Annotated in this window: 20 protein-coding genes and 1 tRNA gene; 1 reads left to right on the top strand and 20 read right to left on the bottom strand. The window is 65.9% G+C overall.

Annotation, left to right across the window (positions count from 1 at the left end; all coding sequences use genetic code 11):
* Nucleotide 1: 1 nt before the first annotated feature.
* Genes epsL through IV454_RS16905 form a run of 3 tightly spaced genes read right to left on the bottom strand, consistent with a single transcriptional unit; the run spans nucleotide 2 to nucleotide 3954 of the window.
* Nucleotides 2-1222 (bottom strand): XrtB/PEP-CTERM-associated polysaccharide biosynthesis outer membrane protein EpsL, encoded by a 1221-nt coding sequence (epsL, locus tag IV454_RS16915; protein WP_229521653.1) that lies wholly within the window; start codon nucleotides 1220-1222, stop codon nucleotides 2-4.
* Between the two features lie 52 nt (nucleotides 1223-1274).
* Nucleotides 1275-1994, bottom strand: coding sequence for a CAAX prenyl protease-related protein (locus tag IV454_RS16910; protein ID WP_229521652.1), 720 nt, complete (start codon nucleotides 1992-1994; stop codon nucleotides 1275-1277).
* A 52-nt stretch (nucleotides 1995-2046) separates the two neighbouring features.
* On the bottom strand, nucleotides 2047-3954 hold the full coding sequence (locus IV454_RS16905; RefSeq protein WP_206087031.1) for an ATP-binding cassette domain-containing protein: 1908 nt from the start codon (nucleotides 3952-3954) through the stop codon (nucleotides 2047-2049).
* Nucleotides 3955-4135: 181 nt separating this feature from the next.
* Here IV454_RS16905 and IV454_RS16900 point away from each other — a divergent pair.
* Nucleotides 4136-4210 (top strand) — tRNA-Arg (locus IV454_RS16900).
* Between the two features lie 212 nt (nucleotides 4211-4422).
* Here IV454_RS16900 and IV454_RS16895 read toward each other — a convergent pair.
* The 17 genes from IV454_RS16895 to IV454_RS16820 form a co-directional block, all read right to left on the bottom strand.
* Nucleotides 4423-4704, bottom strand: a complete 282-nt coding sequence (locus tag IV454_RS16895; RefSeq protein WP_206087030.1) for a hypothetical protein — start codon at nucleotides 4702-4704, stop codon at nucleotides 4423-4425.
* Between the two features lie 200 nt (nucleotides 4705-4904).
* Nucleotides 4905-5840, bottom strand: coding sequence for a CHAD domain-containing protein (locus IV454_RS16890; RefSeq protein ID WP_206087029.1), 936 nt, complete (start codon nucleotides 5838-5840; stop codon nucleotides 4905-4907).
* 78 nt (nucleotides 5841-5918) lie between these two features.
* Nucleotides 5919-7070, bottom strand: coding sequence for a mechanosensitive ion channel family protein (locus IV454_RS16885; RefSeq protein ID WP_206087028.1), 1152 nt, complete (start codon nucleotides 7068-7070; stop codon nucleotides 5919-5921).
* Nucleotides 7071-7319: 249 nt separating this feature from the next.
* The gene (locus tag IV454_RS33705) at nucleotides 7320-8531 is read right to left on the bottom strand and encodes a cytochrome ubiquinol oxidase subunit I (RefSeq protein ID WP_282961426.1); all 1212 of its coding nucleotides are present in this window, start codon (nucleotides 8529-8531) and stop codon (nucleotides 7320-7322) included.
* Entirely contained in the window at nucleotides 8456-9343 is an 888-nt protein-coding gene (locus IV454_RS16880; protein WP_282961338.1) for a cytochrome ubiquinol oxidase subunit I, read from the bottom strand. The genes IV454_RS33705 and IV454_RS16880 overlap by 76 nt, the downstream gene beginning before the upstream one ends.
* Before the next feature lie 103 nt (nucleotides 9344-9446).
* Nucleotides 9447-9848, bottom strand: coding sequence for a nuclear transport factor 2 family protein (locus IV454_RS16875; RefSeq protein WP_206087027.1), 402 nt, complete (start codon nucleotides 9846-9848; stop codon nucleotides 9447-9449).
* A 197-nt stretch (nucleotides 9849-10045) separates the two neighbouring features.
* On the bottom strand, nucleotides 10046-10627 hold the full coding sequence (locus IV454_RS16870; protein WP_206087026.1) for a hypothetical protein: 582 nt from the start codon (nucleotides 10625-10627) through the stop codon (nucleotides 10046-10048).
* A 141-nt stretch (nucleotides 10628-10768) separates the two neighbouring features.
* Nucleotides 10769-10999: a hypothetical protein gene (locus tag IV454_RS16865; RefSeq protein ID WP_206087025.1), complete on the bottom strand. Its 231-nt coding sequence runs from the start codon at nucleotides 10997-10999 to the stop codon at nucleotides 10769-10771.
* 158 nt (nucleotides 11000-11157) lie between these two features.
* Nucleotides 11158-11550: a RidA family protein gene (locus tag IV454_RS16860; RefSeq protein ID WP_206087024.1), complete on the bottom strand. Its 393-nt coding sequence runs from the start codon at nucleotides 11548-11550 to the stop codon at nucleotides 11158-11160.
* 1 nt (nucleotide 11551) lies between these two features.
* Nucleotides 11552-12709 carry an acyl-CoA dehydrogenase family protein gene (locus tag IV454_RS16855; protein WP_206087023.1) on the bottom strand — a complete coding sequence of 386 codons (1158 nt, stop codon included), beginning with the start codon at nucleotides 12707-12709 and terminating at the stop codon, nucleotides 11552-11554.
* Between the two features lies 1 nt (nucleotide 12710).
* Nucleotides 12711-13565 (bottom strand): enoyl-CoA hydratase family protein, encoded by an 855-nt coding sequence (locus IV454_RS16850; protein ID WP_206092482.1) that lies wholly within the window; start codon nucleotides 13563-13565, stop codon nucleotides 12711-12713.
* Nucleotides 13566-13573: 8 nt separating this feature from the next.
* Nucleotides 13574-14065 carry a MarR family winged helix-turn-helix transcriptional regulator gene (locus tag IV454_RS16845; RefSeq protein WP_206092481.1) on the bottom strand — a complete coding sequence of 164 codons (492 nt, stop codon included), beginning with the start codon at nucleotides 14063-14065 and terminating at the stop codon, nucleotides 13574-13576.
* Nucleotides 14065-16437, bottom strand: coding sequence for a bifunctional salicylyl-CoA 5-hydroxylase/oxidoreductase (locus tag IV454_RS16840; protein ID WP_206092480.1), 2373 nt, complete (start codon nucleotides 16435-16437; stop codon nucleotides 14065-14067). Before IV454_RS16840 ends, IV454_RS16845 begins: the two co-directional genes overlap by 1 nt.
* Nucleotides 16438-16453: 16 nt before the next feature.
* Nucleotides 16454-18082 (bottom strand): AMP-binding protein, encoded by a 1629-nt coding sequence (locus tag IV454_RS16835; RefSeq protein ID WP_229522284.1) that lies wholly within the window; start codon nucleotides 18080-18082, stop codon nucleotides 16454-16456.
* Nucleotides 18083-18219: 137 nt separating this feature from the next.
* Nucleotides 18220-18939 (bottom strand): response regulator, encoded by a 720-nt coding sequence (locus IV454_RS16830; RefSeq protein WP_206092479.1) that lies wholly within the window; start codon nucleotides 18937-18939, stop codon nucleotides 18220-18222.
* Between the two features lie 122 nt (nucleotides 18940-19061).
* The gene (locus tag IV454_RS16825) at nucleotides 19062-23942 is read right to left on the bottom strand and encodes a two-component regulator propeller domain-containing protein (protein ID WP_229522283.1); all 4881 of its coding nucleotides are present in this window, start codon (nucleotides 23940-23942) and stop codon (nucleotides 19062-19064) included.
* Between the two features lie 32 nt (nucleotides 23943-23974).
* Nucleotides 23975-24700 carry a response regulator gene (locus tag IV454_RS16820; RefSeq protein ID WP_206092478.1) on the bottom strand — a complete coding sequence of 242 codons (726 nt, stop codon included), beginning with the start codon at nucleotides 24698-24700 and terminating at the stop codon, nucleotides 23975-23977.
* Nucleotides 24701-24702 lie beyond the last annotated feature (2 nt).

Genomic DNA, 24702 nt, shown 5'->3' with positions numbered 1-24702 from the left:
TTTAGAACTGCGCATTGGCGTTCACTGAAACCGTGTTCGCCTTGAAACTTCCATTACCGAGGAATTGGGCGCCGTTGCGCTCCTGGTGGATGAAAGAGGTAGAAAATTGCACTGTCTCAACTGGAACCCAGGTGGCGCCGAAAGTGGCGGTGCGCGATGTGTCGCTCAGGTCGCCCGGCGAGTTGGGCAGCAGGCGGCCTTCGTAGGCGCGCTGCTCCACGCTCAGGGAAGCGTCGAAGCGTACCTTGGCCATGGCATCCCAGCTGGCGCCGAGACTGGCGCCGCGGTTCAGGCTGAAAGTATAGTAATAGTTATCGATGGCGGCAAACTCGCGCCACAGCGCGGTATTGAGGCGCAGCTTCTGGCGCGGCGTGTAATCGGCAGTGACCCTGCCGTTGAAGCCGCCGACATCGTGCGGGCCCGCCTCGGCGTTCTTGCGCCTGGCGTAGCCGGCCAGGCCCTGCACGGTGACGATGGGCGTGGCGCGCCAGACCACGCGCGCCTTCACTTCATCCTGCTCATAATCGTCGTTGCGCGCCTGGCCGCCGATGATGCGCCGGTTCAGGTACTTGCCGGTCAGGCGGCGCGCCACCAGGCCGACGCTGCTGCCGCTGCGCGGCAGGTAGTCGAAGCCGGTTTCGACCGTGTCCTGGGTGCGGTCGTTGTAGTGCTGCGACGCCAGCTCATACGTATACTTGTCGCGCGACGTGGCGCCGCGCACGCGCCAGCTCGGATGCATGCGCCAGGCGCCGTCGACGAACTGGCGGCGCTGCACGCGCAGATTGCGTTCGCGGCTCTGGAAATCGGTGTACGGCGCCAGGCTCTGGGCGTAGGTGGCGCCGACGCTGCCTTCCAGATGGTTGCCAAGCTGCCAATTCCAGGTACCCTGGAAATCCTTGCCATCGTAATCGAGCTGCTCAAAGTGCGAGTACGATACTTTCGACAGCTTGCCCTGCAGCTGGATGCGCTGGCGGCTGTAGGTTTTATCGAAAATGACGCCGGCCACGCTCTGGCGCGCCGAATCGCTGCGCTGGTTGTCGTAACCGGGAGCGGCATCGTCGAGGCGAAACAGGTTGTCGTCATGGAAATAGCCGAGGCCGCCGTAAACGTGCAGCGCATCGGACGGTCCGGCCCAGGCCGGCGTCGCGGCGCTGGCGCCCAGGGCCAGCGCCAGCGCGGCGGCGCCCCGCGCCAGGCGTGGGCGGTGTGGATGTGATGGCAAGGAGGAAGGCATTTGTTAGTCTTTGTTCAAGTCATTTCGAATTGGCGAGATATTACCAGTATGTCCAATTTCCTGTTCGCACAATCCACAGCCCGAGGAGGCCGTTGGTGACGGCGTGCGCGAGGATGGATGACCACAGGCTGCGTTGTTTCATGTACAACAAGGAATAGGCGGCGCCGGCGACGATCCCGGCCAGCCACAGGTTATGCTCAAATCCAAACAGGACCACCCCGATCACAAAACTTTTGAGGCTTATTTGCGCTGGATCAAGCGACTCGAAATGGTCCGAATCGATCCAGCGCATCAAAAACGAGCGCCAGAACAATTCTTCCATGACGGGCACGACCAGGGCGGCGCCGGCGATGCGCACGGCCACCATCAGCCAGTCAATGCGCCCGCCGGTGCTGGGATTGAAGCCGTCGGGCGCGCCGATCACCATCCAGTCCGCGTTCAGGCTGACCCACAGCACCAGCACCGCCACACCAACGATGACGGCGACAGCGGCGGCCGGCGCGCCCAGGCGCCAGCCATGCAGCTCGGTGTAATCGCGCCGGAACCAGGCCAGAGTGGCGAGGACGGCGCCGATCTTGAGGGCATACATCCAGCGCAAGGCCTGGGCGTCGACACCCAGGCGCGTCAGGACATCGACCGCGATGATGAAGAAAATATAGACCAGGAACGGCAGGATGCGGGCCCAGGCCGAGCGACTGAACATCGGAACGTTGGCAGCGGCAGGCGCCGTCAGGTCGGGTTGTTCATTGCGTTCGGACATGGTTCTTCATCTGCCAGGCACACGCCTGCTCCTGTTTATTCGTCTATGGGGATCATCCCTTTGAACGGGCTTCAATCAGTTCCCACTTTTCCAGCGCATCGCTCAGAAGCTGATCGATTTCGGCAAAGCGCGTGTTGAGGCGCTTGGCATCGGCCGGGTTGGTCCTGTAAAAGTCCGGTGCATTGAGTTGCTGCGTGATGGCCGATTGCTCGTCCTCCAGGCTGGCTATCAATAATGGCAGCTCTTCGAGCTCGCGCTGTTCCTTGTTACTTAATTTTACCTTTTTAGCAACAGGAACACCAGAGGATGTTGTAGGAGTTTTAACAGCCGCCTTTGGCGTAGAGGCATTGCCCTGGGCCTGGATCTGGCCTTTCACGCGCTCCCAGTCGGTATAGCCGCCGACGAATTCGCGCCAGTTGCCCTCGCCTTCGGCCACGATCACCTGGGTCACGACATTGTCGAGGAAGGTGCGGTCGTGGCTGACCAGGAACACGGTGCCGGTGTAGTCTTCCAACAACTCTTCCAGCAATTCGAGGGTATCGATGTCCAGATCGTTGGTCGGCTCATCGAGCACCAGGCAGTTGGCCGGCTTGGCGAACAGGCGCGCCAGCAGCAGGCGGTTGCGCTCGCCGCCGGAGAGCGACTTGACCGGCGAACGGGCCCGTTCCGGCGCGAACAGGAAATCGTTCAGGTACGTCATGACGTGCTTGCGCGCGCCATTGATCTCGACCCAGTCGCTGCCCGGGGCGATGGTTTCCATCAGATTGGCTTCTTCATTGAGCTGGGCGCGCATCTGGTCGAAGTACGCGACCTGCAGCTTGGTGCCGAGACGCACGGAACCGCTGTCGGCTTGCTCTTCGCCCAGGATCATTTTCAGCAGGGTGGTCTTGCCGGCGCCGTTGGCGCCGATCAGCCCGACCTTGTCGCCGCGCAGGATGGTGCCGCTGAAGTTGCTGACGATGACCTTGTCGCCATAGGCCTTGCAGACGTTTTCCAGGTCCGCCACGATCTTGCCCGAGCGCTCGCCCGAAGACACTTCGAGCTTGACCTGGCCTTGCTGGTCGCGGCGCGCGGCGCGCAACAGGCGCAGCGCTTCCAGGCGGCGCACGCGGCCTTCGTCGCGCACCCTGCGCGCCTTGACGCCCTTGCGGATCCAGACTTCTTCCTGGGCCAGGAATTTGTCGAACTTGGCCGCTTCGACTTCTTCGATTTCCAGCTGTTCGGCCTTGCGCGTCTGGTAGGCCGTGAAATTGCCCGGATAGGACAGCAGCTTGCCGCGGTCGAGTTCGATGATGCGGGTGGCGACATTGTCGAGGAAGCTACGATCGTGGGTGATGAACAGGACCGAGCCCTTGAAATCGCGCAGCAGGCTTTCCAGCCACAGGATGGAGCGGAAGTCGAGGTGGTTGGTCGGCTCGTCGAGCAGCAGCACGTCCGGCGCGGACACCAGGGCCACGGCCAGCGCGACCCGCTTTTGCATCCCGCCCGACAAGGTGCCCATCAGCGAATCACCGGACAGGCTGAGGCGGTCGAGGGTGGTGTCGACCTTGTTTTGCATGCTCCAGCCATCGGTCGCGTCGAGCTGCACTTGCAGGTCGTGCATGCGTTCCATCAGCGCATCGTCGTCGCCCTGGCCGAACTGGCCGGTCAATGCTTCGTATTCGGCCAGCATGGCGGCCTGGCCACCCATGCCGGCGGCGACCGCATCGAACACGGACATGGCCGGATCGAAGGTCGGTTCCTGCTCGACATAGGCGATTTTGATGCCTTGTTGCATCACCAGCAGACCATCGTCGAGCTTGAATTTGCCCGAGATGGTTTTCAGCAAGGAGGACTTGCCGGTGCCGTTACGCCCGATCAGACCGACGCGCTCCGTGGTTTCAAGGGAAAATTCCGCGTGGTCGAGCAACGCGACGTGGCCGAACGCAAGTTGCGCCGACGAGAGTGAAATGACAGCCATAGAGGGTAAGTGCGCAGGCCGGAAAACCGGCCAGATGAATGAATGAAGCACGCATTGTACCGACTTGGGACAGGTGACACCGAATTTGCCGCCATTTAGGGCGCCATCCTCGGCTATAATTGCGGTCGATTCGCGACACCGGGCCAGCCAAGGCGGGCGCCGAACGCCGAATCACAGCGTCCTCTCCGTAGCACAATGGATAGTGCACATGCCTCCTAAGCGTGGGATACAAGTTCGATTCTTGTCGGAGGGACCAATCTGTCGGCGGCGATTGCACATCGCGCGCGCAATGGGCGTACCCGGCATGCCCGCGCGCCGTCGCGCTACGCCATCCGCAGCACGCTTGCGGCCAATGAGGCAATGCTTCCGCCACCGCTGCGCTGACGAACCACACCAATCCTCCTCGCGACGACCCGATACGCGGCGCGTCCTTGCGGGCCGAGGAACCAACGTGTGCTGAACGGCTGTTTAGTCGCCGACGCATTTGAAGCTGATCTCGGCGGACGAGGTGCGCGCGAATGGAATGGCGTTTTTCCCTACTCCGCTGATCAGTTCGAGCGTCTTGCCGTTTTTGGCGCAGAAGGCCACGCCCTCCTGGATCAGGTCTGCCTTGACCGTGGCGCCGGAGACAAACATGCCGCCGCCGCTGGTTTTGGCGATCATATACGTATCCTTGCCGGTTTGAACCGGGCCGGACGAAGAGCAGCCGGCCAGCAAGGCAGCGAGGGCAAGGGACAGGAAGGGACGCATACGCACTTTCGGAAAGCGTCGACGCGCCGGGAGGCGCCATCGAAGGGGCGGTGGATCGCGGTCGCGGCATACTTGCCCTTGACCATTTACAATTGCAACATTGCAATCATCGCATTGTATCCGAAGCGCGGCTCCTCGCCCAGCCGCCGTACCACCGGGGCTTTGCGGACGGTGCCCTTGACGGCGTTCGCAACTTCCCCCTATCCCGGCGCACCCAGCGCTACAAAGCGCTTCCAAAGCTTGCGCAACTTGCAGCCGCCCTGGCGCACATGCGACGCCAGGTAGCCGCGCAGGAAGCCGGCGCCAACCTTTATTTCGTCATTACTCTCGCTCAACTCCCTGAGCAGACGGTCCGCCACGCTGGCGTCGTTCATCAAGCCGAGTTCATCCTGCAAACGGCCCAGCGCCCTGACGTAGGGCCGCACGGTTTTTTGCGGATACAGGGAGGCGAAAAATTCGGCGGCGTAGCGCGTTTTCTTGGCGGCGATGCGGACCCGGTGGCGCGCCGCGGGATCGGCGCCTTTCAGCTTGCGGCCCCGCTTGAGAAGGCGCTGCTGGTCCTTTTCCAGGATGCCCTTGGCGAAGTCGCCAATGCGCAGCTTGAGCCGCACCCTGTCGGCCGGCAGCTGCATCGCACGCCAGCCGCGTTCGTCGTGCCAGCGCTCCAGGCTGCCGATCAGGTTCTGGTAGCGCTCCGATACGACGGCCGCGCCGGCCACCGCATGCAGGGCCACGGCCTGGTCGGCGGCGGCGTGCTGCACGCGCACCAGCTGGGTGTCCGCATCGACCGTGCCGGCGATGCGCGCCAAGGTCGACCCGGCCAGCACATCCCAGTCGCGCGCCGGTCCCAGCTGGGAAACCAGCCAGTCGAGCTCCTGGCGCAGCGCCACGGGCAGGCTGAGCACCTCGTCGAACATGCCCAGGGCCGAACGCAGGCGGCGCAGGCCGACCCGCATCTGGTGCAGGCTTTCGACGTCGTGGTACTTGACCACGCCGTGTTCGTTGGCCTCGATCTGGTCGAGGCAATTGCGCATGATCGCCTGGAAGGCTTTCTCGACGTTCATGCGGGCGCACAGCGTGAGCGGGCGCGCGCGGATTGCCTTGGGCGTGGTGGGAAATCTGACTGCGGTATCCATAGTGCGCATTCCTCCTGGACGACATTGTGCGCGGAAACACCGGCGCATGCCATTTCGTTACCGCTGCAAAACGCCGATTCAGGCCGGCTGCTTGCGCGTCGACACAATATTGTGCAGCGCCGCCCCCGGCTTGACGGGCGCCGCCGGCGCGGCACTGGCGGCCCGCGCGACACGCTCGATCAGCACATGGCGCGAGGCGCCCACCGTCGACACGCCCAGTTGCTCGAACGCTTCCATCGCGGCCAGCAGGATGGTTTGCTGGACATCCATGTAGCGCCCGTAGGAAGGATCGAGCACATGGAACACGACATCGAATTCGAGCGCTTCCTGGGTCACGCTTTTCAGGTGCACGCGGTCGTAGCGCACGCCCTCCTGCGCTTCGATGATGGCGCGCAGCGCCGCCGGCACCTGGGCCGCCTGCGCGGTGGTGGTCGACGGATTGGCGCGCAGCGAAAACTGCACGCGCCGGGTCGACATGCGCTTGAAGTTACGCAGCGTATTTTTCAGCAGCTCGGCGTTGGCGATGACGATCTGCTCGCCGCTGTCGGAGCGGATGCGGGTCGTCTTCAGGCCCACGTGTTCGACATTGCCCGAGAACCCGGCGACGCTGATCGAATCGCCCACTTCAAACGGCTTGTCGACGGCGATCGATAGCGAGGCGAACAAGTCGCCGAGAATGTTTTGCACCGCCAGCGCAACGGCGATGCCGCCGATGCCCAGACTGGCCACCAGGGTCGACACATCGATGCCCAGATTGGACAGCACGGCCAGCAAAAACACCACCCACAGCACGGTTTTCAGTACCCACACCATGAGGGTGTTGGCGACGGTGGCGGGCGCCTCCGGCGCGCTGGCGCGGCTGCGGAAGTAGCGCTGCGCGCCGACGCTGAGCGCGCGGTCCAGATACAGCGCCAGCTGGGCGCCGAGGGCGATGAACCACAGATGGCGCACCCGGTCGTCCCACGGCGCGCCGAGGTCGAGCACCGTCAGCCCCAACAGCAGCGCGGTGACCACCAGCGCCAGCTTGCTGGTGCGCGCCAGGGTGGCCTTGAGCAATTCGGCGGCCGGGCGGTCGGCCCGTCCCTGCTCGCTCAGCTTGGCGAGGTGGCGCCGAAACAGCACGACGGCGCCGTGCAGGATGACATAGCTGCCGACCGCCACGGCGGTGGCGAGCAGCCAGTTGGCGGGGGCAATTCCCGCTAGCGGGGAGGTGATGGCCTGGATATTCAAAGAGAGTCTCCTTCAAGTGCGGTGGACGGCGCATGGCCGGCCGCCCGAAAGCCGCAGCCTACAAGCTCGGCCTGAAAGTTGTCGCACATTTCCGTCAAGAATGCACGCGCCGGCGCCCTGTGCGAATCCCGCCGCTCACGCGTGATAGCCCTCCCCCGCCCTGATCCTGCCCCTGAAAAGCCAGAACACCAGCACCGTATAAGCGAGTATCACCGGCAGCAGGATGGCCGCGCCAATCAGGTAGAACAGCTACGACCCGGGATGGGACGCCGCCTGCCAGACCGTGAGCGCCGGCGGCACCACATACGGCATGTTCGACAGCACCAGCCCCGCCACCGCCAGCAGGAACAAGCCGACCGCAGCCGCAAACGCCTGCACGCCACGTCCGCCGCGGATGCCGCGCCAGCACAGCCACGCGCTGAGCGCGGTAGCCACCGGCACCAGGGCGAGGTAAGCCATGTTCGGCATGCTGAACCAGCGCTGGGCGATGCGGGGAATCTGCAGCGGCGTCCAGACGCTGACCAGCGCGATGAACCCCAGCAATCCGGCCAGCAAGGCGGGCGCCATCCTGCGCACCTTGCCTTCGACCTCGCCCTCGGTCTTCATCTGCAGCCAGCTCGCGCCCAGCAGCGCGTAGCCGTTGACCAGCCCCAGCCCGCACATGAGCGCGAACGGGGTCAGCCAGTCGAAGGGAGCGCCTGCGAACTGGCCGTCGCGCACCCGGATCTCTTGCAGCAAGCCGCCCAGGATCACGCCCTGCGCGAACGCGGCCAGGGTCGAGCCGGCGGCAAAAGCGCCATCCCGGATGCGCTGGTGCTTGCCGGCCACCCAGCGGAACTCGAAGGCCACACCGCGGAAAATCAGTGCCAGCAGCAATACTGGCGGCTGCGCCGGCGGCGCGCTCCGGCCGCCCGCCAGCGGACGGTTGGGCAGGATGTCCGGCGCGGGCAGCGCGGCCTGCGGCCCGCTGCCGATCATCCGGCTGATGTACCACACGCCAATCGAAAACACGAGCACATACACGAGCACGAACAGCGCCAGGGATGTGACGACCTGGGCCGCCGTGACGGGCGACACCGCCTGCGCGGTCCGCAACACGCCGTACACGATCCACGGCTGGCGCCCGGTTTCGGTGACCGTCCAGCCGGCCAGGATGGCGACGAAGCCGAGCGGCCAGGCATGCGCCAGCGGCCGCAGGAACCAGCGCGTGCTTGGCAAGCACTGGCGCCACCACAGCCAGGCCCCGACCCAGCCGATGGCGATCATCAGCAAGCCCAGCCCGACCATCAGCCGGAACATGAAAAACACCGGCGCCACCGGCGGGCGCTGGTCGGCGGGAAAATCGAGCAGCCCGCGAAAACGCCCATTCCAGTCGTGTGTGACGATCAGGCTGCCCAGCTTCGGTATGGCGACTTCGGCGCGGTTGCGGCCGGCGGCGCGGTCGGGCCAGGCGAACAGCACCGGCGGGCCGGCCGCGAACCATCCCAGTGCGCCTCGATTGCCGCGATCTTGACCGGCTGGCATTGCAAGGTGTTCAGGCCGTGCAGCTCGCCCACCGCCACCTGCAGCGGCGCGAGTACCGCCAGCATGCCCAGGCCCATGTGCAGCATGGTGCGCGCTTCCGGCGCAAAACGTCCGGCCAGCGCGTAGCGCGCGCCCGTCGCGCAGACCACCAGCGAGGTGGTCAGGTAGGCGGCGATCATCATGTGCGTGAAACGGTACGGGAAACTGGGATTGAAGATGATGTCGGACCAGCTGACGGGATACGTGACGCCCTGCTCCATGGCAAATCCGGCCGGCGTGTGCATCCAGCTGTTGGCCGACAGGATCCAGAACCCGGACAGCGCCGTGCCGAACGCGACCGCGATACAGGCGAGCGTGTGCAACCACGGAGGAAAGCGGTTCCAGCCGAACAGCATAATCCCGAGAAAGCTCGCTTCGAGGAAGAAGGCGGTCAGCACTTCATAGCTGAACAAGGGCCCCAGGGTATTGCCGATGATCTGGGCGAAGCGGCTCCAGTTGGTGCCCAGCTGGTATTCCATGACGATGTCCGATACCACGCCCGTGGCAAACGATACCGCGAAAATCTTGGTCCAGAAGCGCGCCAGGGTGTGGTAATGCGCTTGCCTGGTACGCAGCCACAGCACTTCGAGCGTGGCGATAAAGGCCGACAACCCGATCGTAAAGGCTGGGAAAACGATATGAAACGCGATCGTGAACCCGAACTGGATGCGTGAAAACAGTACCGCATCGATCCCTGCCACCGTGTCCATTGCCGCTCCCGATCTGTCGCTGTAGCCTGCCATGACAAGCCGTCGATTCCGCGCGCATGCCAGCGCCGGTCCTGCCGCACGTGTCTGCCGCTAGTGCCTGCCGCTAGTGCGCCGGTACCTCGACCCGCACTTGCCGGCTATCGAAATAGCCAAGGAAACGGATAATTTGCCCGGCCTCGTCGAACTCCAGCAGGGTGGCGCCCTCGTACGCGACCGGCTGGCCGTGCGGACCGGTGCCGGACGAGCGCCAGAACAGGCCCGCACAGGCATCGGCGGAAGTGATGTGGGAGAACGTGGACTGCACCGTGCCGAAGCTGGCGCGGTAAGTGCGCCAGAAGGCGGCGATGTTCTCGCGGCCCGCATGCTGGGCGACGGGATTGCGCAGATGCGCATCGTCGGCGAACAGCCCGGCCAGCGCATCGGCCGCCGTTTGGTCGCCATCTTCAAGACGGCGCAACTGGTCGATGAAACGTGCCGCCTGCTGCCTGGCTTGTTGCTGGTCCATTGCTTCCCCGCAGAATGATGGGTGATCGTGCCCGGATATTGGTCAGAGTGCGCGATGGCATAAAAGTTCGACGCGATTGGCGTGAATGATGAAAAATCGCGGACGGCGCTGTGGACAGAGGTGTGGCAATACCAGGCGACGCGACGGCACTCCCCGGCTCACGCCGGTAGCGCGGGTAGCAACGCAAGCGGAGCGGTTTAACCGGGATCCGCTGCAGCCCCCGGCTTGGGCGGCGCATCAGGTAACGTTGGCGCGGGTGAGGTAGCCGATCGGTCCGGCGCCGGGGGCGCGGGAGGGGCTGGCGTCTGGCGCGCGGCAAGATCATTGATCTGGGTTCGCACATACAGGCCATTGCCGAGTATGGAGACGAACAGGGTCACGGCAATACCAACACACCACTTGACGGTGTTCGTCGACGCGGTGTGTAAGTCCGAACTCACCTTGTCCATTTTTTCGTTCAGATCCAGACGCAAGCCGCTCATTTTTTCGTTCAGGTCCAGACGCAAGCTGTTCATTTTTTCGTACAGGTCCAGACGCAAGCCGCTCATCTCTCCGCTCAGATCCAAACGCAGCTTATCCATTTTCCCGTTGATTTCGACACGCAAGTCGGCCAGGTCCGCCTTGGTAGCCAAGGTCGGCAGGATGGTGTCGAAACGCGTTTCGAGCACGGCGAGGCGGCGCTCGGTATCGCCATCATGCGGCGGTCCCCCGCCGCCCTCAAGCGGCGCATCTTTACGGTCAGGTTCCGGCGGCCCGCTGGGCACGGCATTCATACTCATCGACATTCTCCGGCTGGCACGGCACGCGCCGCGCCATCAAGTGTAGGCCTGCACGATTGCCGTCACCCAGTGTTCCACGCACACCTTGTCGGGCGTCAGACAAGGCACGGACGAGGGGAACAAACTGAAAAATTGAACAGCTCAGCGCTGCGCGGCCGGCAAAACACAAGACACTTGCCGACCTGGCGGCGACACAACAGTCACGCCGGCACCGGATAGTCGCTCGGACAGTTTGTCGATCGCAATACCCACGTAAATATCAGTAACGACAAGCAGCAAAATCATTCCGACGATCATCGCCACGGCCACGGCCCTCAGCTTCATCAACTTGATTTCAAAGCGCAACTGTTCCAGGTCAGCCTTGGTAGCCAAGGTCCGCAATAATGATCGATATGCGTGTCGCACGAAGTCAGGCGGCGGTCCATGCGGCCATCTTACGGCGGCCCGGCACCACCCGCAACCGGCGCACGTTTGGCGTCAAGGACAGGCAACCGGCCCGGCCCGCCGCGCGAGCCAGCCAGCCAGCCAGGCTATTCCGGCACGATCGCCGTCACTTCGATTTCCACGCGCGCCCGGTCTTCGATCAGGCCAGCCACCTGCACCGCCGTCATGGCCGGAAAATGCCTGCCGATCACCTCGCGGTAGGCCGCGCCGACTTCCTTGTGCGCCCTCAGATACTCGTGCTTGTCGAGCACGTACCAGGTCATCCGTACGATGTGCTCGGGCCGCGCGCCGGCCTCGGCCAGCACATCGACCACGTTCTGCAGCGCCTGGCGCACCTGTCCGGCGAAGTCATCCGTGTGAAACATGCCCTGCCCGTCCCAGCCGATCATGCCGCTCACGCACACCGTGCGTCCGCTGGCCGCCACGCCGTTCGAATAGCCGCGTGCCCGCACCCATCCCGGCGGTTGTAGAAATTCCATGCTATGCCTTTCCATCCGCCGCTGGCGCGGCTTCGCGCAGCAGTTCGCGTGCGATTATCAATTGCTGCACCTCGGTGGCGCCTTCATAAATGCGCAGCGCGCGGATTTCGCGGTACAGCCGCTCCACCGGATGCTCGCTGACCACGCCCATCCCGCCGAACATCTGCAGCGCCGCGTCGATGACCTTCTGCGCCGTTTCGGTCGCCGTCATCTTGGCCATCGCCGCCTCCTTCGTCACCTTGCGGCCCTGGTCGCGCTGCCACGCCGCCCGGTACGTCAGCAGCGCCGCCGCATCGATCCCGGTCGCCATCTCGGCCAGCTTGGCCTGCGTGAGCTGGAAGTCGGCCAGGGTCTGGCCGAACATCTTGCGCGTGCTGGCATGCGCGATCGCCTCGTCGAAAGCGCGCCGCGCAAAGCCCAGCGCCGCCGCCGCCACCGAGGTGCGGAACACGTCCAAGGTCGCCATCGCCACCTTGAAGCCCTGCCCCGCCTCGCCCAGACGCTGCGAGGCCGGCACCCGGCAGCTATCGAAACGCAGGCGTGCCAGCGGATGCGGGGCGATCACTTCGATCCGTTCGGCCACCGACAACCCGGGCGTATCGGCATCGACGATAAACGCGCTGATGCCGCGCGCGCCAGGCGCCTCGCCGGTGCGCGCGAACACCACGTAAAAGTCGGCGATGCCGCCGTTGGAAATCCAGGTCTTCTCGCCATCGATCACATACTCGTCGCCGTCACGCACGGCCGCGCACTGCATCGCCGCCACGTCCGACCCGGCCTCGGGCTCGGACAGCGCGAACGCCGCAATCGCCTCGCCGCGCGCCACCCGCGCCAGGTAGCGCTCCTTGTTGGCGGCGCTGCCGAACAGGGAAATCGCGCCCGACCCCAGTCCCTGCATGGCGAACGCAAAATCGGCCAAGCCGTCGTGGCGCGCCAGGGTTTCGCGGATCAGGCAAATGGCGCGCGTGTCGATCGCGCCAACGGCATGGTCAAGCCAGCCGCCCGCGCCGAGCTGGCGCACCAGCGCGCGGCAGGCGCCATCGACATCGCGTCCGTGCGTGGGCGCCAGGTTGGCGCTCGCCCACGTGTCCAGCGCCTGTTCCAGCGCGGCGTGTCTGGCGTCGAAAAACGGCCAGTCCAGATAAGTTTTGTCCGCCATCTCAATCCCCCTCGAACACAGGCCGCTGCTTGGCCACGAAGGCGTGATAAGCGCGGTGAAAATCGTTGGTCGCCATGCAGATTGCCTGCGCCTGCGCTTCCGCCTCGATGGCTTCGTCCACGCCCATGTTCCACTCCTGCTGCAGCATCTTCTTGGTCATGCCATGCGCGAAGGTCGGCCCGGAAGCGAGCGATGCGGCCAGCGCCTGCGCGTCGGCCAGCAGCGTCTCCGGCTCGCTGACGCTGTTGAAAAAACCCCAGCGTTCGGCTTCAACGCCCGACATCGAGCGGCCCGTGTACAGCAGTTCGGCGGCGCGCCCCTGCCCGATCACGCGCGGCAGCAGCGCGCAGGCGCCCATGTCGCAGCCGGCCAGGCCGACCCGCGTGAACAGAAACGCCGTCTTGCTGCGCGCAGTCCCGAGCCGCATGTCCGACGACAGCGCCAGGACCGCACCGGCGCCCGCGCAGATGCCATCGACCGCACTGATCACCGGCTGCGGACAGGCGCGCATCGCCTTGACCAGATCCCCGGTCATGCGCGTAAACGCCAGCAGCCCGGGCATGTCGAGCTGCGTCAGGGGACCGATGATGTCGTGCACATCGCCGCCCGAGCAGAAATTCTCGCCCGCGCCGGTGATGACGACCACTTTCACATCGTCCGCATACGCCAGCGCGCGAAACAGGTCGCGCAGCTCGGCGTAGGACGCGAAGGTGAGCGGATTTTTGCGCTCCGGCCGGTTCAGGGTCAGGGTCGCGACCGCGTCCTCGACCTCGAAACGAAAGTGGCTGGCCTGGTACGACGCCAGCGCGCCGCGGTTGCCGGGCAATTGCTGCGCCTGGCCTGGTAGGTAACGCATGGTATTCCTTATTGAAGATGCTGTTTCATTTGCGAGAGCAGCGCGATAAGCTGCCCTTTGTCGTCGGGCGACATATCCTTGAGCAGGTCGGCGATCCACTCCTCGTGCACCACCGCCATTCTGGCGAACGCCGTATGGCCCTCGCTCGTCAGCTTGACCTTGTAGGCGCGCCGGTCCTTGGGGTCGGGCACGCGCACCACCAGCGCTTCCTGCTCCAGCTGGTCGGTGATACCGGTGATGTTCCCGCCGGTGACCATCATGCGCCTGGACAGCTCACCCATGCGCAGGCCGTCCGGATGGCGCTCCAGCTGCGCCATCAGGTCGAAACGCGGCAAGGTGATGTCGAACGTCGTGCGCAGGCGGCTGCGTATCTCGTTCTCGATGCGCACCGTGCACGAGAGCATGCGCAGCCACAGCTTGAGCGATTGGTGATGATCCTGCGTCAGGCGGCTGGCCAGGTCCAGCGCCGCGCCATCGTTTGGCGGCGTGAGGTCGTCCATCAGCCCTCCAGCAATCCGGCCGCGACCTGCTGCGGAGTCAAACCGGCGCCGGCGGCGGCCAGCTGGCGTTCGCGTTCCAGGTTGCGCTCCAACTGCAGCTTGGCCGGCCGGTACTGCTTCGGCCAGTCGATCGCGGAAAAGCCGATGCGCGCCGCCTCGGTAAGGGTCCACGCCGGATTGGCCAGGTGCGGCCGTCCCACCGCGCACAAATCGGCGCGGCCGGCCGCGATGATGCTGTTGGCGTGGTCGGCCTCGAAAATCGAGCCGACCGCGATCGTCGGAATCTTCGCCTCGTTGCGCACGCGGTCGGCGAACGGGGTCTGGAACATGCGTCCGTACACCGGCTTTTCGCGCTTGCTGACCTGCCCTGACGAGCAGTCGATCATGTCGGCGCCTGCATCCTTGAACAGGCGCGCGATGTGCACCGCGTCGTCGGGCGTGATGCCGCCGTCGACCCAGTCGTGCGCGGAAATGCGCACGCTGATCGGCCTGTCGGCCGGCCAGACGGCGCGCATCGCGCGAAACACCCGCAGCGGATAGCGGCAGCGGTTTTCCAGGCTGCCGCCGAATTCATCCTCGCGCCGGTTGGTCAGCGGCGAAATGAACGACGACAGCAGATAGCCGTGCGCACAGTGCAGTTCGATCCAGTCGAAGCCCGCGTCAAACGCCGCGCGCGTGGCGCGCACGAAATCGGCTTCGATGCGATCCATGTCATCGACCGTGGCGGCGCGCGCGGTCTGCGATACGCCCTCCAGATACTGTTCGCTCGACGCGGCCACCAGCGGCCAGTTGCCGCTTGCGAGCGGCTGGTCGATCCCGTCCCACATCGCGCGGGTCGATCCTTTCGGTCCGGCGTGGCCCAGTTGCAGCGCGATCCTGGCGTCCGAACTGGCATGCACGAAGTCGACGATGCGCTTCCACGCCGCCGTGTGCTCGGGCGCATACATGCCGGGGCAGCTTGGGGTGATGCGCGCATCGGCCGACACGCACGTCATCTCCGCGAACACCAGAGCCGCGCCACCGAGCGCGCGTGCGCCAAGGTGCACCAGATGATAGTCGCCGGCCACGCCGTCAAGCGCCGAATACTGCGCCATGGGCGAGACCACGATGCGGTTTTTCAAGGTCACCCCGCGCAGCTTGAAGGGCGTGAGCATGGGAGGCACGCGCGCGCCGGCCGGCGCTGCCAATCCGGCCTGCTCGCAGGCGCGCCGCGCGATCCAGGCTTCGAAGCCGGCCACGTAATCCGGGTCGCGCAGGCGCAGGTTTTCGTGCGACAGGCGCTGGCTGCGCGTGAGCATCGAGTACGCGAACTGCGGCGCCTCCATGGCGGTATAGCGCTCCACGTTCTCGAACCATTCCATCGAATTGCGCGCCGCGCTTTGCAGCTTGAGCACCTCGACCGCGCGCACTTCCTGGTAGGCCGCCAGCGCCTGCGCCGCATCCGCGTGCGCGCCGAAACAGCGCGCCAGCTCGATCGCGTCTTCCAGCGCCAGCTTGGTGCCCGAACCGATCGAATAATGCGCCGAATGGGCGGCGTCACCCATCAGCACCACCGGTACCGCGCCATTCCAATGCACCCACTGTGCGCACACCACGCGCGGAAAAGTAATCCACATCGCCGAACCGCGCAAATGCGGCGCATTGGACATCAGCGCATGCCCGCCCAGCTGGTCGGCGAACAGGCGCTCGCAGTACGCGATGCTCTCTTCCTGCGTCATCCGGTCCAGTCCCGCGCGGCGCCACACCTGTTCCGGCGTTTCGACAATGAAGGTCGAGGTGTCGCCATCGTACTGGTAGATATGCGCCTGGAACCAGCCGTGCTCCGTCTCCTTGAAGGCGAACGTGAACGCATCGAATTTCTTGCGCGTGCCAAGCCACACGAAGCGGCAGCGGCGCGCCTCGATCTCGGGCCGATAGGTGTCTGCATAGCGCTTGCGGGTACGGCTGTTCAAGCCGTCCGAGGCGATCACCAGGTCGGCCCCGTACATGCCGGCCAGCGCCTGATCGTCCTCGACCTCGTTTTCAAACACCAGTTGCACACCGAGTTCCTCGCAGCGCTGCTGCAGGATGTTGAGCAGGCGCTTGCGCCCGATGCCACAAAAGCCATGCCCGCCCGAGGTGACTTTCTCGCCCTTGAAGAAGATGTCGATATCGTCCCAGTGATTGAACGATTGCAGGATCTCGCGCGCGCTCGGCTCGTCGGCGTTCACCAGGTTGCCCAAGGTCTGGTCGGAAAACACCACGCCCCAGCCGAAGGTATCGTAAGGACGATTGCGTTCGACGACGGTGATCTGGTGGGACGGGTCCTGCTTTTTCATCAGCAGGCTGAAATACAGTCCGGCGGGGCCGCCGCCGATGCACACAATATTCATGAGGTTCGTCTTCGGTTTAGTTTGCGCGCAGCTTGAAGCGCTGCAGCTTGCCGGTTTCGGTGCGCGGCAGTTTGTCGATGAACCTGAGCGAGCGGGGATATTTGTAAGGAGCGATCTGCAGCTTGACGAAGTCCTGCAACTGGACGGCCAGCGCCTCGGTCGGCTCGAAGCCGGGTTGAAGCACGACGTGCGCCTCCACCACCTGGCCGCGTTCCTCGCAAGGGCGCCCGATCACGCCGCATTCGGCCACCGCGTCATGGCGCAGCAGCACCTCTTCGACTTCGGCGCCGGCGATGTTGTAGCCGGCCGAGATGATCATGTCGTCGGTGCGCGAGCGGTAGTAGAAATAGCCGTCGGCGTCCATTTCGTAGGCGTCGCCGGTGAGGTTCCAGCCGTCATGCACGTAATCGTTCTGGCGCTCGTCGGCCAGGTAGCGGCAGCCGGTCGGCCCCTTCACCGCCAGCCGGCCGATCACGCCCGGCCCCACCGGCAGGCCGTTCGCGTCGAGAATGCAGGCATGGTAGCCCGGCACCGGTTTGCCGGTCGCGCCAGGGCGGATCGCGTCGCCGGCGGCCGAAATGAAGATGTGCAGCAGTTCGGTGGCGCCGATGCCGTCGATCATGCGCAGCCCGGTGGCCGCCTGCCAGGCTTCGCGCGTGGCCAGCGGCAGCGCTTCGCCGGCAGACACGCTGCGCGTCAGGCTCGACAGGTCATGGTTCGCCGCCAGCGGCGCCATCTGGCGGTAAAAGGTCGGCGCGGTGAAGCACACCGTGGCGCGGTATTTTTCGATGGCGGCGAGCAGGGTGTCGGGCGTGAGCTTTTCGAGCAGCACGGCGGCCGCGCTAAAGCGCATCGGGAACAGCAGCAGTCCGCCCAGCCCGAACGTGAAGGCCAGCGGCGGCGTGCCGATGAAGATGTCATCCGCGCGCGCGGCCAGGGTATGGCGCGGAAAACAGTCGCAGATGGCCAGCACGTCGCGGTGAAAATGCATGGTCCCCTTGGGGATGCCGGTGGTGCCCGAGGTAAAACTGATCAGGCACACGTCATCGGCGGCACTGGCGTGCGCGGCGAACGGCACCGGATGGCGCGCCATCATGGCTTCCAGCGAGGCCGGATTATCGGGATCGTTGAACGCCAGCACGTGGCGCGGCAAGGCGGCGATGGCATCGATCTCTCCGCGCAGGCTGGCCGCGCACAGCACCGCGTCCACGCTGGCCTTGTCGACGATGGCGGTCAGTTCGCGCGCGCGCAGCAGCGGCATGCTGGGCACGGCGATCAGGCCGGCCTTGAGCACGGCCAGCAGGCAGGCCGCCATCATCGGGTTGTTGGCGCCGCGCAGCAGCACGCGGTTGCCGGTGACCAGTCCCAGGTCGGCGCGCAGCACGTGGGCGATGCGGTCGACCCGCTGCTGCAACTGCGCGTAGGTCCAGTTTTCGTGCTCGCCGATAATGGCGATGCGCTCCCCCGCCCCGCGCTCCACGGCCGCATCGAGCAGTTCGGCGGCGCAGTTCAGGCGCTGTGGATAGTGGAGCTCCGGCAGGTCGAACAAGAATTCGGGCCACTGGCCCGGCGGCGGCAGGTGTTCGCGCGCAAAGCCGTCCTGGTAGGCCGAGGCGCTCAGTAGCGATGCGGTCAAGCGTGTCATGGTCGCCCCGAAAAAAGTGTCAGTCGTCGAGAACCTCGAAAAACCCGCTACGCGGCGCAATTTTCGAGGTCCCCGTTCACCCGACGGATACTTTAGACTTAAACTATCACAACATCAAGCGCTTTCGCGAATCGCCGTCAGGAAGGGCTTCCCATGCGTTTGAGCGCTTCGCTCTGGTGCACCGCCGAGCGCACCACCTCGGCCAGCGCCAGCTTGACCTGGGCGCCATCGAGCGCGCCGGACGGCAGCGCCTTGAGCGCGTCGGCCGCGCCGTTCAGGCCCAGGGTGACGCAGCCGGTGTGCAGGCGGTCGATGCGCATGTGGGCCGCCGCGTCGTCGCCGCGTTCGAGCAGATCGGCGATATCGGTGCCGGCCGCCGCCACCTGCGACTGCAGGCCGCCCAGGTAAACCATCAGGCGCTCGCCGCCGATGCCGAGGCGCAGCAGGGTGGCCTGTACTTTTTCGGCGCGCAGCGCCACCGCGATCGGGGCGCTTCCGGTCAGGCCGGCCATGTGCTCGCGCACCTGCTCGCCCTGGAACGGTTTGACGATATAGCCCGAGGCGCCAAGGCCGCTGGCCTGGTCGACCGTGTCGCGGTCGGTGGCCGAGGACACCAGCACGAAAGGCATCGCGCCCAGGGCGCCGTCGGCGCGCACGCGCTGCAGCAGGTCCATGCCGGACAGGCGCGGCATGCGCAGGTCGCAAAAACAGATTGCCGGGCGCAAGCCCTGTTCGAGCTGGTCCCAGGCGTCGGCCCCGTCTTCGGCTTCGAGGATCTCGAATTTGCCGCAGGCGTCGATCAGGTGCATCAGCACCATGCGCGATACGATGTCGTCATCCACCACCAGAACCTTCATTTGGCCACCTCCCGTTTGCAGCAACGCCATAAAACACGCCTGTCCAGACACACCCGCGGATCATACCTCTAGCTTATACGCCAATATTACAGCATATGCATAACGGGTCGGCGCGGCAGCGGCTACGCGCCGTCGTAGGCCGACAGCAGTTCGCGCAGGCGCGGCATGGCCGCGGCGATCAGGTCCCAGCGGCGCGCGTCGGCCGCTTCTTCCATTTCACCCGACAACTGATGCAGTTCGGCCGCCTCCAGGTACGAGGAACTGCCCTTGAAGCCGTGCAGCAGGCGCCCCGCCGTTTCGGCATCGTGGGTGACGAGGGCTTCTTCCAGGTCGGCGCGGCGGCTCGGCAAGTCGCTGGCGAAGGCGGCCCGCATGCGCGCTTTCAGGTCGCTGGCGCGGCGCCCGGCGTGATGGGCCGCAGGTCCCGCCAGCGGCGCGGGACCGGTATCGACGCCGAACATGGCGTCCAGTTCGGCCGTGGTGGGCGCCCGTTCGGCGCGCGGCTGCCGCATCGGCGCCAGGCTGATGCCGCGCTGGAGCTGGCGCTCGATGGCGCGGCTCAGGTGATGATGCAGGGCCGCTTCGTCGATCGGCTTGGTCAGGAAGTCGTCCATGCCGCAGGCCAGGTAGCGGCTGCGGTCTTCCTCGCTGGCGTTGGCGGTCAGCGCCACGATCATCAGCTCCTGGTCGCGCACCGGCGCTTCGGGCGGGCCGCCGGCGCGGATCAGGCGCGTGGCGGTGGCGCCGTCCATCTCGGGCATGCGTCCATCCATCAGGATCAGGTCATAGCGCGTGCGCGCGCACGCCGCCACCGCCAGCAAGCCATTGTCGGCGATGTCGACCGTGTGTCCCAGGTCTTCCAGCATCATGCGGATGATGATCTGGTTGGTCGGGAAGTCTTCCGCGCACAGCACCTTCAGGCGGTGGCTGTGCGGCTCGCGCGGCACGTGCGGCACCAGCGGCGGGGCCACGCCGTCGGCCAGCGGCAGCACCACCGTGAAGGTGCTGCCCACGCCCTCGATGCTGTCGACCTTGATCGAGCCGCCCATCAGATCGACCAGCTGGCGGCAGATCGCCAGTCCCAGCCCGGTGCCGCCGTAGCGGCGCGTGGTGGTGCTGTCGGCCTGCTCGAACTTCTGGAACAGGCGTTCGACCGCGTCCGGGGCGATGCCGATGCCGGTGTCACTCACCGCGAAGCGGATGGTATTGATGCCCGGCGCGCTGTCCGGCGCGGGCGCCACCCGTTCGACCGACAGCCGCACCGCGCCGTTGTTGGTAAACTTGAAGGCATTGCCGACCAGGTTGACCAGCACCTGGCGCAGGCGGGTCGGGTCGCCCACCACGAAGCGCGGCAAGTCGTCGGCCAGCGCCACATTGAAGAGCACGCTTTGCGCGGCGGCCTGCTCCTCGAACAGGCTGACCACGTTTTCGACCGCGCCGGTGAGCCCGAAATCGATATTCTCGATGGTCAGCTTACCCGCCTCGATCTTGGAAAAATCGAGCAGGTCGTTGATGATGGTCAGCAGCGACTGCGCGTTAGCCTGCCCGCGCAGGATCTGTTCGCGCGTGTTTTCCTGCAGCTGGGCGTCGCGCAGCGCAAACCCGAGCATGCCGATCACACCAGCCAGCGGGGTGCGCATCTCGTGGCTCATATTCGCCAGGAACTCGGACTTCTGGCGCGTGGCGTCTTCCGCCTTGCGCTTGGCCAGGCGCAAGCGCTCGTCGTTTTCCTGGAGCGCGCGGTTGGCCAGCGCCAGTTCGTCGGTGTTCAGGCGCACCTGGCGCTCCTGTTCCACCAGGCGCGCCTGGGTTTCTTCCAGCTCGCGGTAGGCGCGCGCATTGTCGAGCGCCACCGCGGCGTGCGCGGCCAGGGTCTTGAGCATGTCGAGGTGCACGCGGTGGTAGGCGTTGACCTCGACGCTCTGCACGCACAGCACGCCCATCATGCGGTCCTTGACGGTCAACGGCACGTACATCATCGCCACCGGCAGCGAGCGCGGGCGGCCGTCCACGCGCAGCGGCGGGACCGGCACCGCGCTCTGTTCCGCGTCCAGGTAGCGGTGATATTCGGCGTCCAGATCGTTGATGAACACTTCGCGCCGGTGCTTCAGGCACCACACCGCGAACTGGTGCGGATCGTCCAGCGAGCGCGTATAGAACTGGCTGCGCACGCCCTGGTCCATCGCGAACGGGAACTCGATCACGCCCTTGTCTTCGCGATAAAAGCCGATGCCGAAGATGCGCGCATCCATCAGGTGGTGCACGTGGCGGTACACGGTGCCCATGATGGTTTCCATGTCGAGCGTGGCAGTCAGCTCGCGCCCGATCTCGGAGAGCACCGAGATGTTCCGGTGCGCCTGTTCCACGTTCTCCTTCTGGCGCTCGACTTCCTCCTTCTGGCGTTCGGCGTCGAAGCGGCGCTGCTCGGCCTCGGCGCGCTGGCTGTCGGCGTCGCGCCGCTGCGCTTCGAGTTCGCCCTTCTGGCGCTCCAGCAGGCGGTTCTGCTGCTCGATTTCCTCGGTGCGCGCGGCCACCTGGGTTTCCAGCATCTCCTTCTGGCGCCGCAGCCCGGACAGGCGCGCGCGGTAGGCCCACCAGGCGCTGCCCAGCACCAGCAGCACCGACAGGGTGCGGAACCACCAGGTTTTCCACACCGGCGGCAGGATCGTGATGGCCAGCGCGGCGCCCTCCTCGCTCCACACGCCATCCTTGTTGGCGGCGCGCACGCGGAAGGTGTAGGTGCCGGGATCGAGATTGGTGTAGGTGGCGAAGCGGCGGCTGGCGTCGGTGCTGACCCAGTTCTGGTCGAAGCCGTCGAGCCGGTACGAGAACAGGTTGCGCTGGGGCGCCGCGTAATGCAGGGCCGAGAATTCGAGCGAAAATACCGAATCGGCCGCGCCCAGGGTCACCGCGCGGGTCGATTCGATCGGCCCCTTGAACAGGCCCGGACGCGCCAGCGCGGCCGGCCGGTTGAAGATCTGGAAGCCGGTGATGACCGCGCGCGGAGGAATCCGGTTGTCGCTGATGGCCTTGGGATTGAAGGCGGTCACGCCATTGAAGCCGCCGAAGTACATGGTGCCGTCCGGCGTGCGCAGGGCCGAGCCGTCGAAATAGGCGCCTTCGATGGTGCCGTCGCCGGCGCTGTAATTGCGAAAGGTGCCGGTCAGGGGATCGAAGCGTGAAATGCCGGTGTTCGTGCTGAGCCAGAGCTTGCCCTCCTCGTCTTCCAGGATGGCGGCAATGGCGTCGTCGGCCACGCCGTCGGCCACGGTGTAGCGCCGAAAGCTCACCGCGCCGCCGGCGCCGATGCTCATCTTGTTCAAGCCGGCCGCGGTGCCGACCCACAAAGTGCCATGCTTGTCTTCGTGCAGAAAGTGCACCTCGTCGTGACTGAGGCTGGCCGGGTTGGCCGGATCGTGGCGGAAGTGGCGGAACTTGCCGCTGGCGCGATCGAGCATGTCGAGGCCGTCGAAGGTGCCGATCCACAGCTGGCCGCGGCGGTCTTCGAGCAGCGGGCGCACCACGTTGTCGGCCAGGCTGGAACTGTCGGCGGCATCGTGGCGGTAGGTGACGACGGCGCGCGTGGCCGGGTCGAGCCGGTGCAGGCCGCCGCGCGAGGCGATCCACATCACGCCGGCGCGGTCGGACAGCATGCCGCGGATCTGGTTGGCGTCCGGGTCGCCCTCGGCGAAGGACTGGCGCGTGAAGCTGCCGCTGGCCGGGTCGAAGCGCGCCACGCCGGAATGGCTGCCGATCCACAGCATGCCGTCGCGGTCGTGCGCCAGCGCGCTGGCCGGAATCCCGGCCAGGCTGTTGGGATTGTCCGGATCGTGCCGGTACAGGCGCGCCTGGCCGGTTTCCGGATCGAGCCGATTCAGGCCGCTGTTGGCGCCGATCCACAAGTCGCCCCCGGGCGCGGCGGCGATCGCGCGCACCTTGTTGTCGGACAGGGTATCGGGAATCTCAGCATGGCGTGCGATGCGCGCGAAGCCGCCGCTGTTCAGATCGACCCGGCTCACGCCGGCGTACCAGGTACCGACCCAGAAGGTGCCGACACGGTCGCGGTACATGGCCGAAATCTGGTTGTCGGCCACGCTGTGCTTGTCGCCGGGCAGATGGCGGTAGTTGGCGAAGCGGCGCGTGGCCGGCTGCCAGCGATACAGGCCGTCGGTATGGCTGCCGACCCACACGTTGCGGTCCTGGTCCTGGTACAGGGTGGTGATGTAGCCCGAGCGCAGGCCATCCGGCGCGCCCAGCTGGCGGCGCTGCGCCGGCCCGCTGCCGATCTTCCAGCTCTCCAGGCCACCCAGGCTGCCGATCCACAGGGTCTGGTCGGTATCGACCAGCAGCGCCTGCACCATATTGTTCTTGTGGTCGACCCCAGGCGCCGGATAGTGCTCGAAGGCGCGCGCGCCGATGGCCAGGCTGTCCACGCCGGACGAGGTGCCGACCCACACGCGCCCGCCGGCGTCGACCGCCAGCGCATTGACCTGGTCGTCGGCCAGGCTGCCTGGGTCGCCCGGCACGTGGTGCCAGACCTTGAATTTTCCGCTGACCATGTCGAAGTGCTGCAAGCCGTCGCTGGTGCCCAGCCACAGTCCCTGGCGGTTATCGCCGGCGATGGCGCGCACGTGCAGGTTGCCGTTGCCGCGCTTGACCGGTTCCTCCGGCGCGTAATGGGTGAAGGTCCGGGTGGCCGGATCGAAGCGGTCAAGGCCGCCGTCGGTGCCGACCCACAAGCGTCCGCCCTGGTCCACGTGCAGCACGCGCACCCAGTTGTTGACCAGGCTGCGCGGGTCGCCGACCACGTTGCGGTAGGTGGTGACGCGGTAGCCGTCGAAGCGCGACAGGCCGGCCTGGCTGCCGAACCACATGAAGCCCTCGGCATCCTGGGCCACCGCCAGCACCGATTCCTGGGCCAGGCCCTGCTCCACGCTCAGGTGCTCGAAGCGCAAGGTGCGCGCGGGCGCGGCCTGGCTGCCCGCGCAGGGCAGGCAGCACAACAGAAGGAACAGCGCGATAAATCGGATCGGGTTCAGGCAAGCGCTCCTTCGCCGTCGGCCGCGCCGGCGTGCAGGCGGCTTAGCTGGCGCCGCACCGATTCGCTCACCTCGGCCAGCACCACGGCCACGTTGCGAGGGTCGGGCAGGCCGCGGCGCGCCGTATCGAGCTGGGAGGCGACGTGCCACAGGCCGAGCGTCATGCAGCCGGTGTGCACCGAATCGATGCGCAGGCGGGCGTCGGCGCCCTCCCCGGCTTCGAGCAGCGCCACGATGTCGGCGCGTCCGGTCAGCAGCTGCTCGGCAAAGGCGCTCAGGTAAGCGCCCAGCCGGTCCGGCCCGATGTTCAGGCGCTTCATGGTGGTGGCCGGGTCCTCGGCCAGCTTGTCGAGCGTGATGCGGAAGATTTTTTCGAGGTGGGCGCGCGCTTCGGCCGCGTGCAGCGGTTTCAGGATGTAGCCGACCGCGCCCAGGGTTACCGCCTGCAGCACCGTGTCGCGGTCGGACGCCGACGACACCAGCACGACCGGCACGTCCGCCAGGTGCGGATCGCTCTTCATGCGTTCGAGCAGGGCGATGCCGGACATGCGCGGCATGCGCACGTCGCAAAAGCAGATCACCGGATGCAGGCCTTGTTCCATCAGGGTCCAGGCGGCGGCGCCATCCTCGGCTTCGATCAGGTCGAAAATGCCGTACACGGACAGCAGGTCGATGAGCGCGATGCGCGAGACCACGTCGTCGTCAACAATCAGTGCTTTCATGC

It is taken from the genome of Massilia antarctica, from assembly GCF_015689335.1.
Taxonomy (GTDB): domain Bacteria; phylum Pseudomonadota; class Gammaproteobacteria; order Burkholderiales; family Burkholderiaceae_D; genus Telluria_A; species Telluria_A antarctica.
Note: the sequence above shows the minus strand (reverse complement) of the source record. Positions and strands in the feature narration are given on the sequence as shown.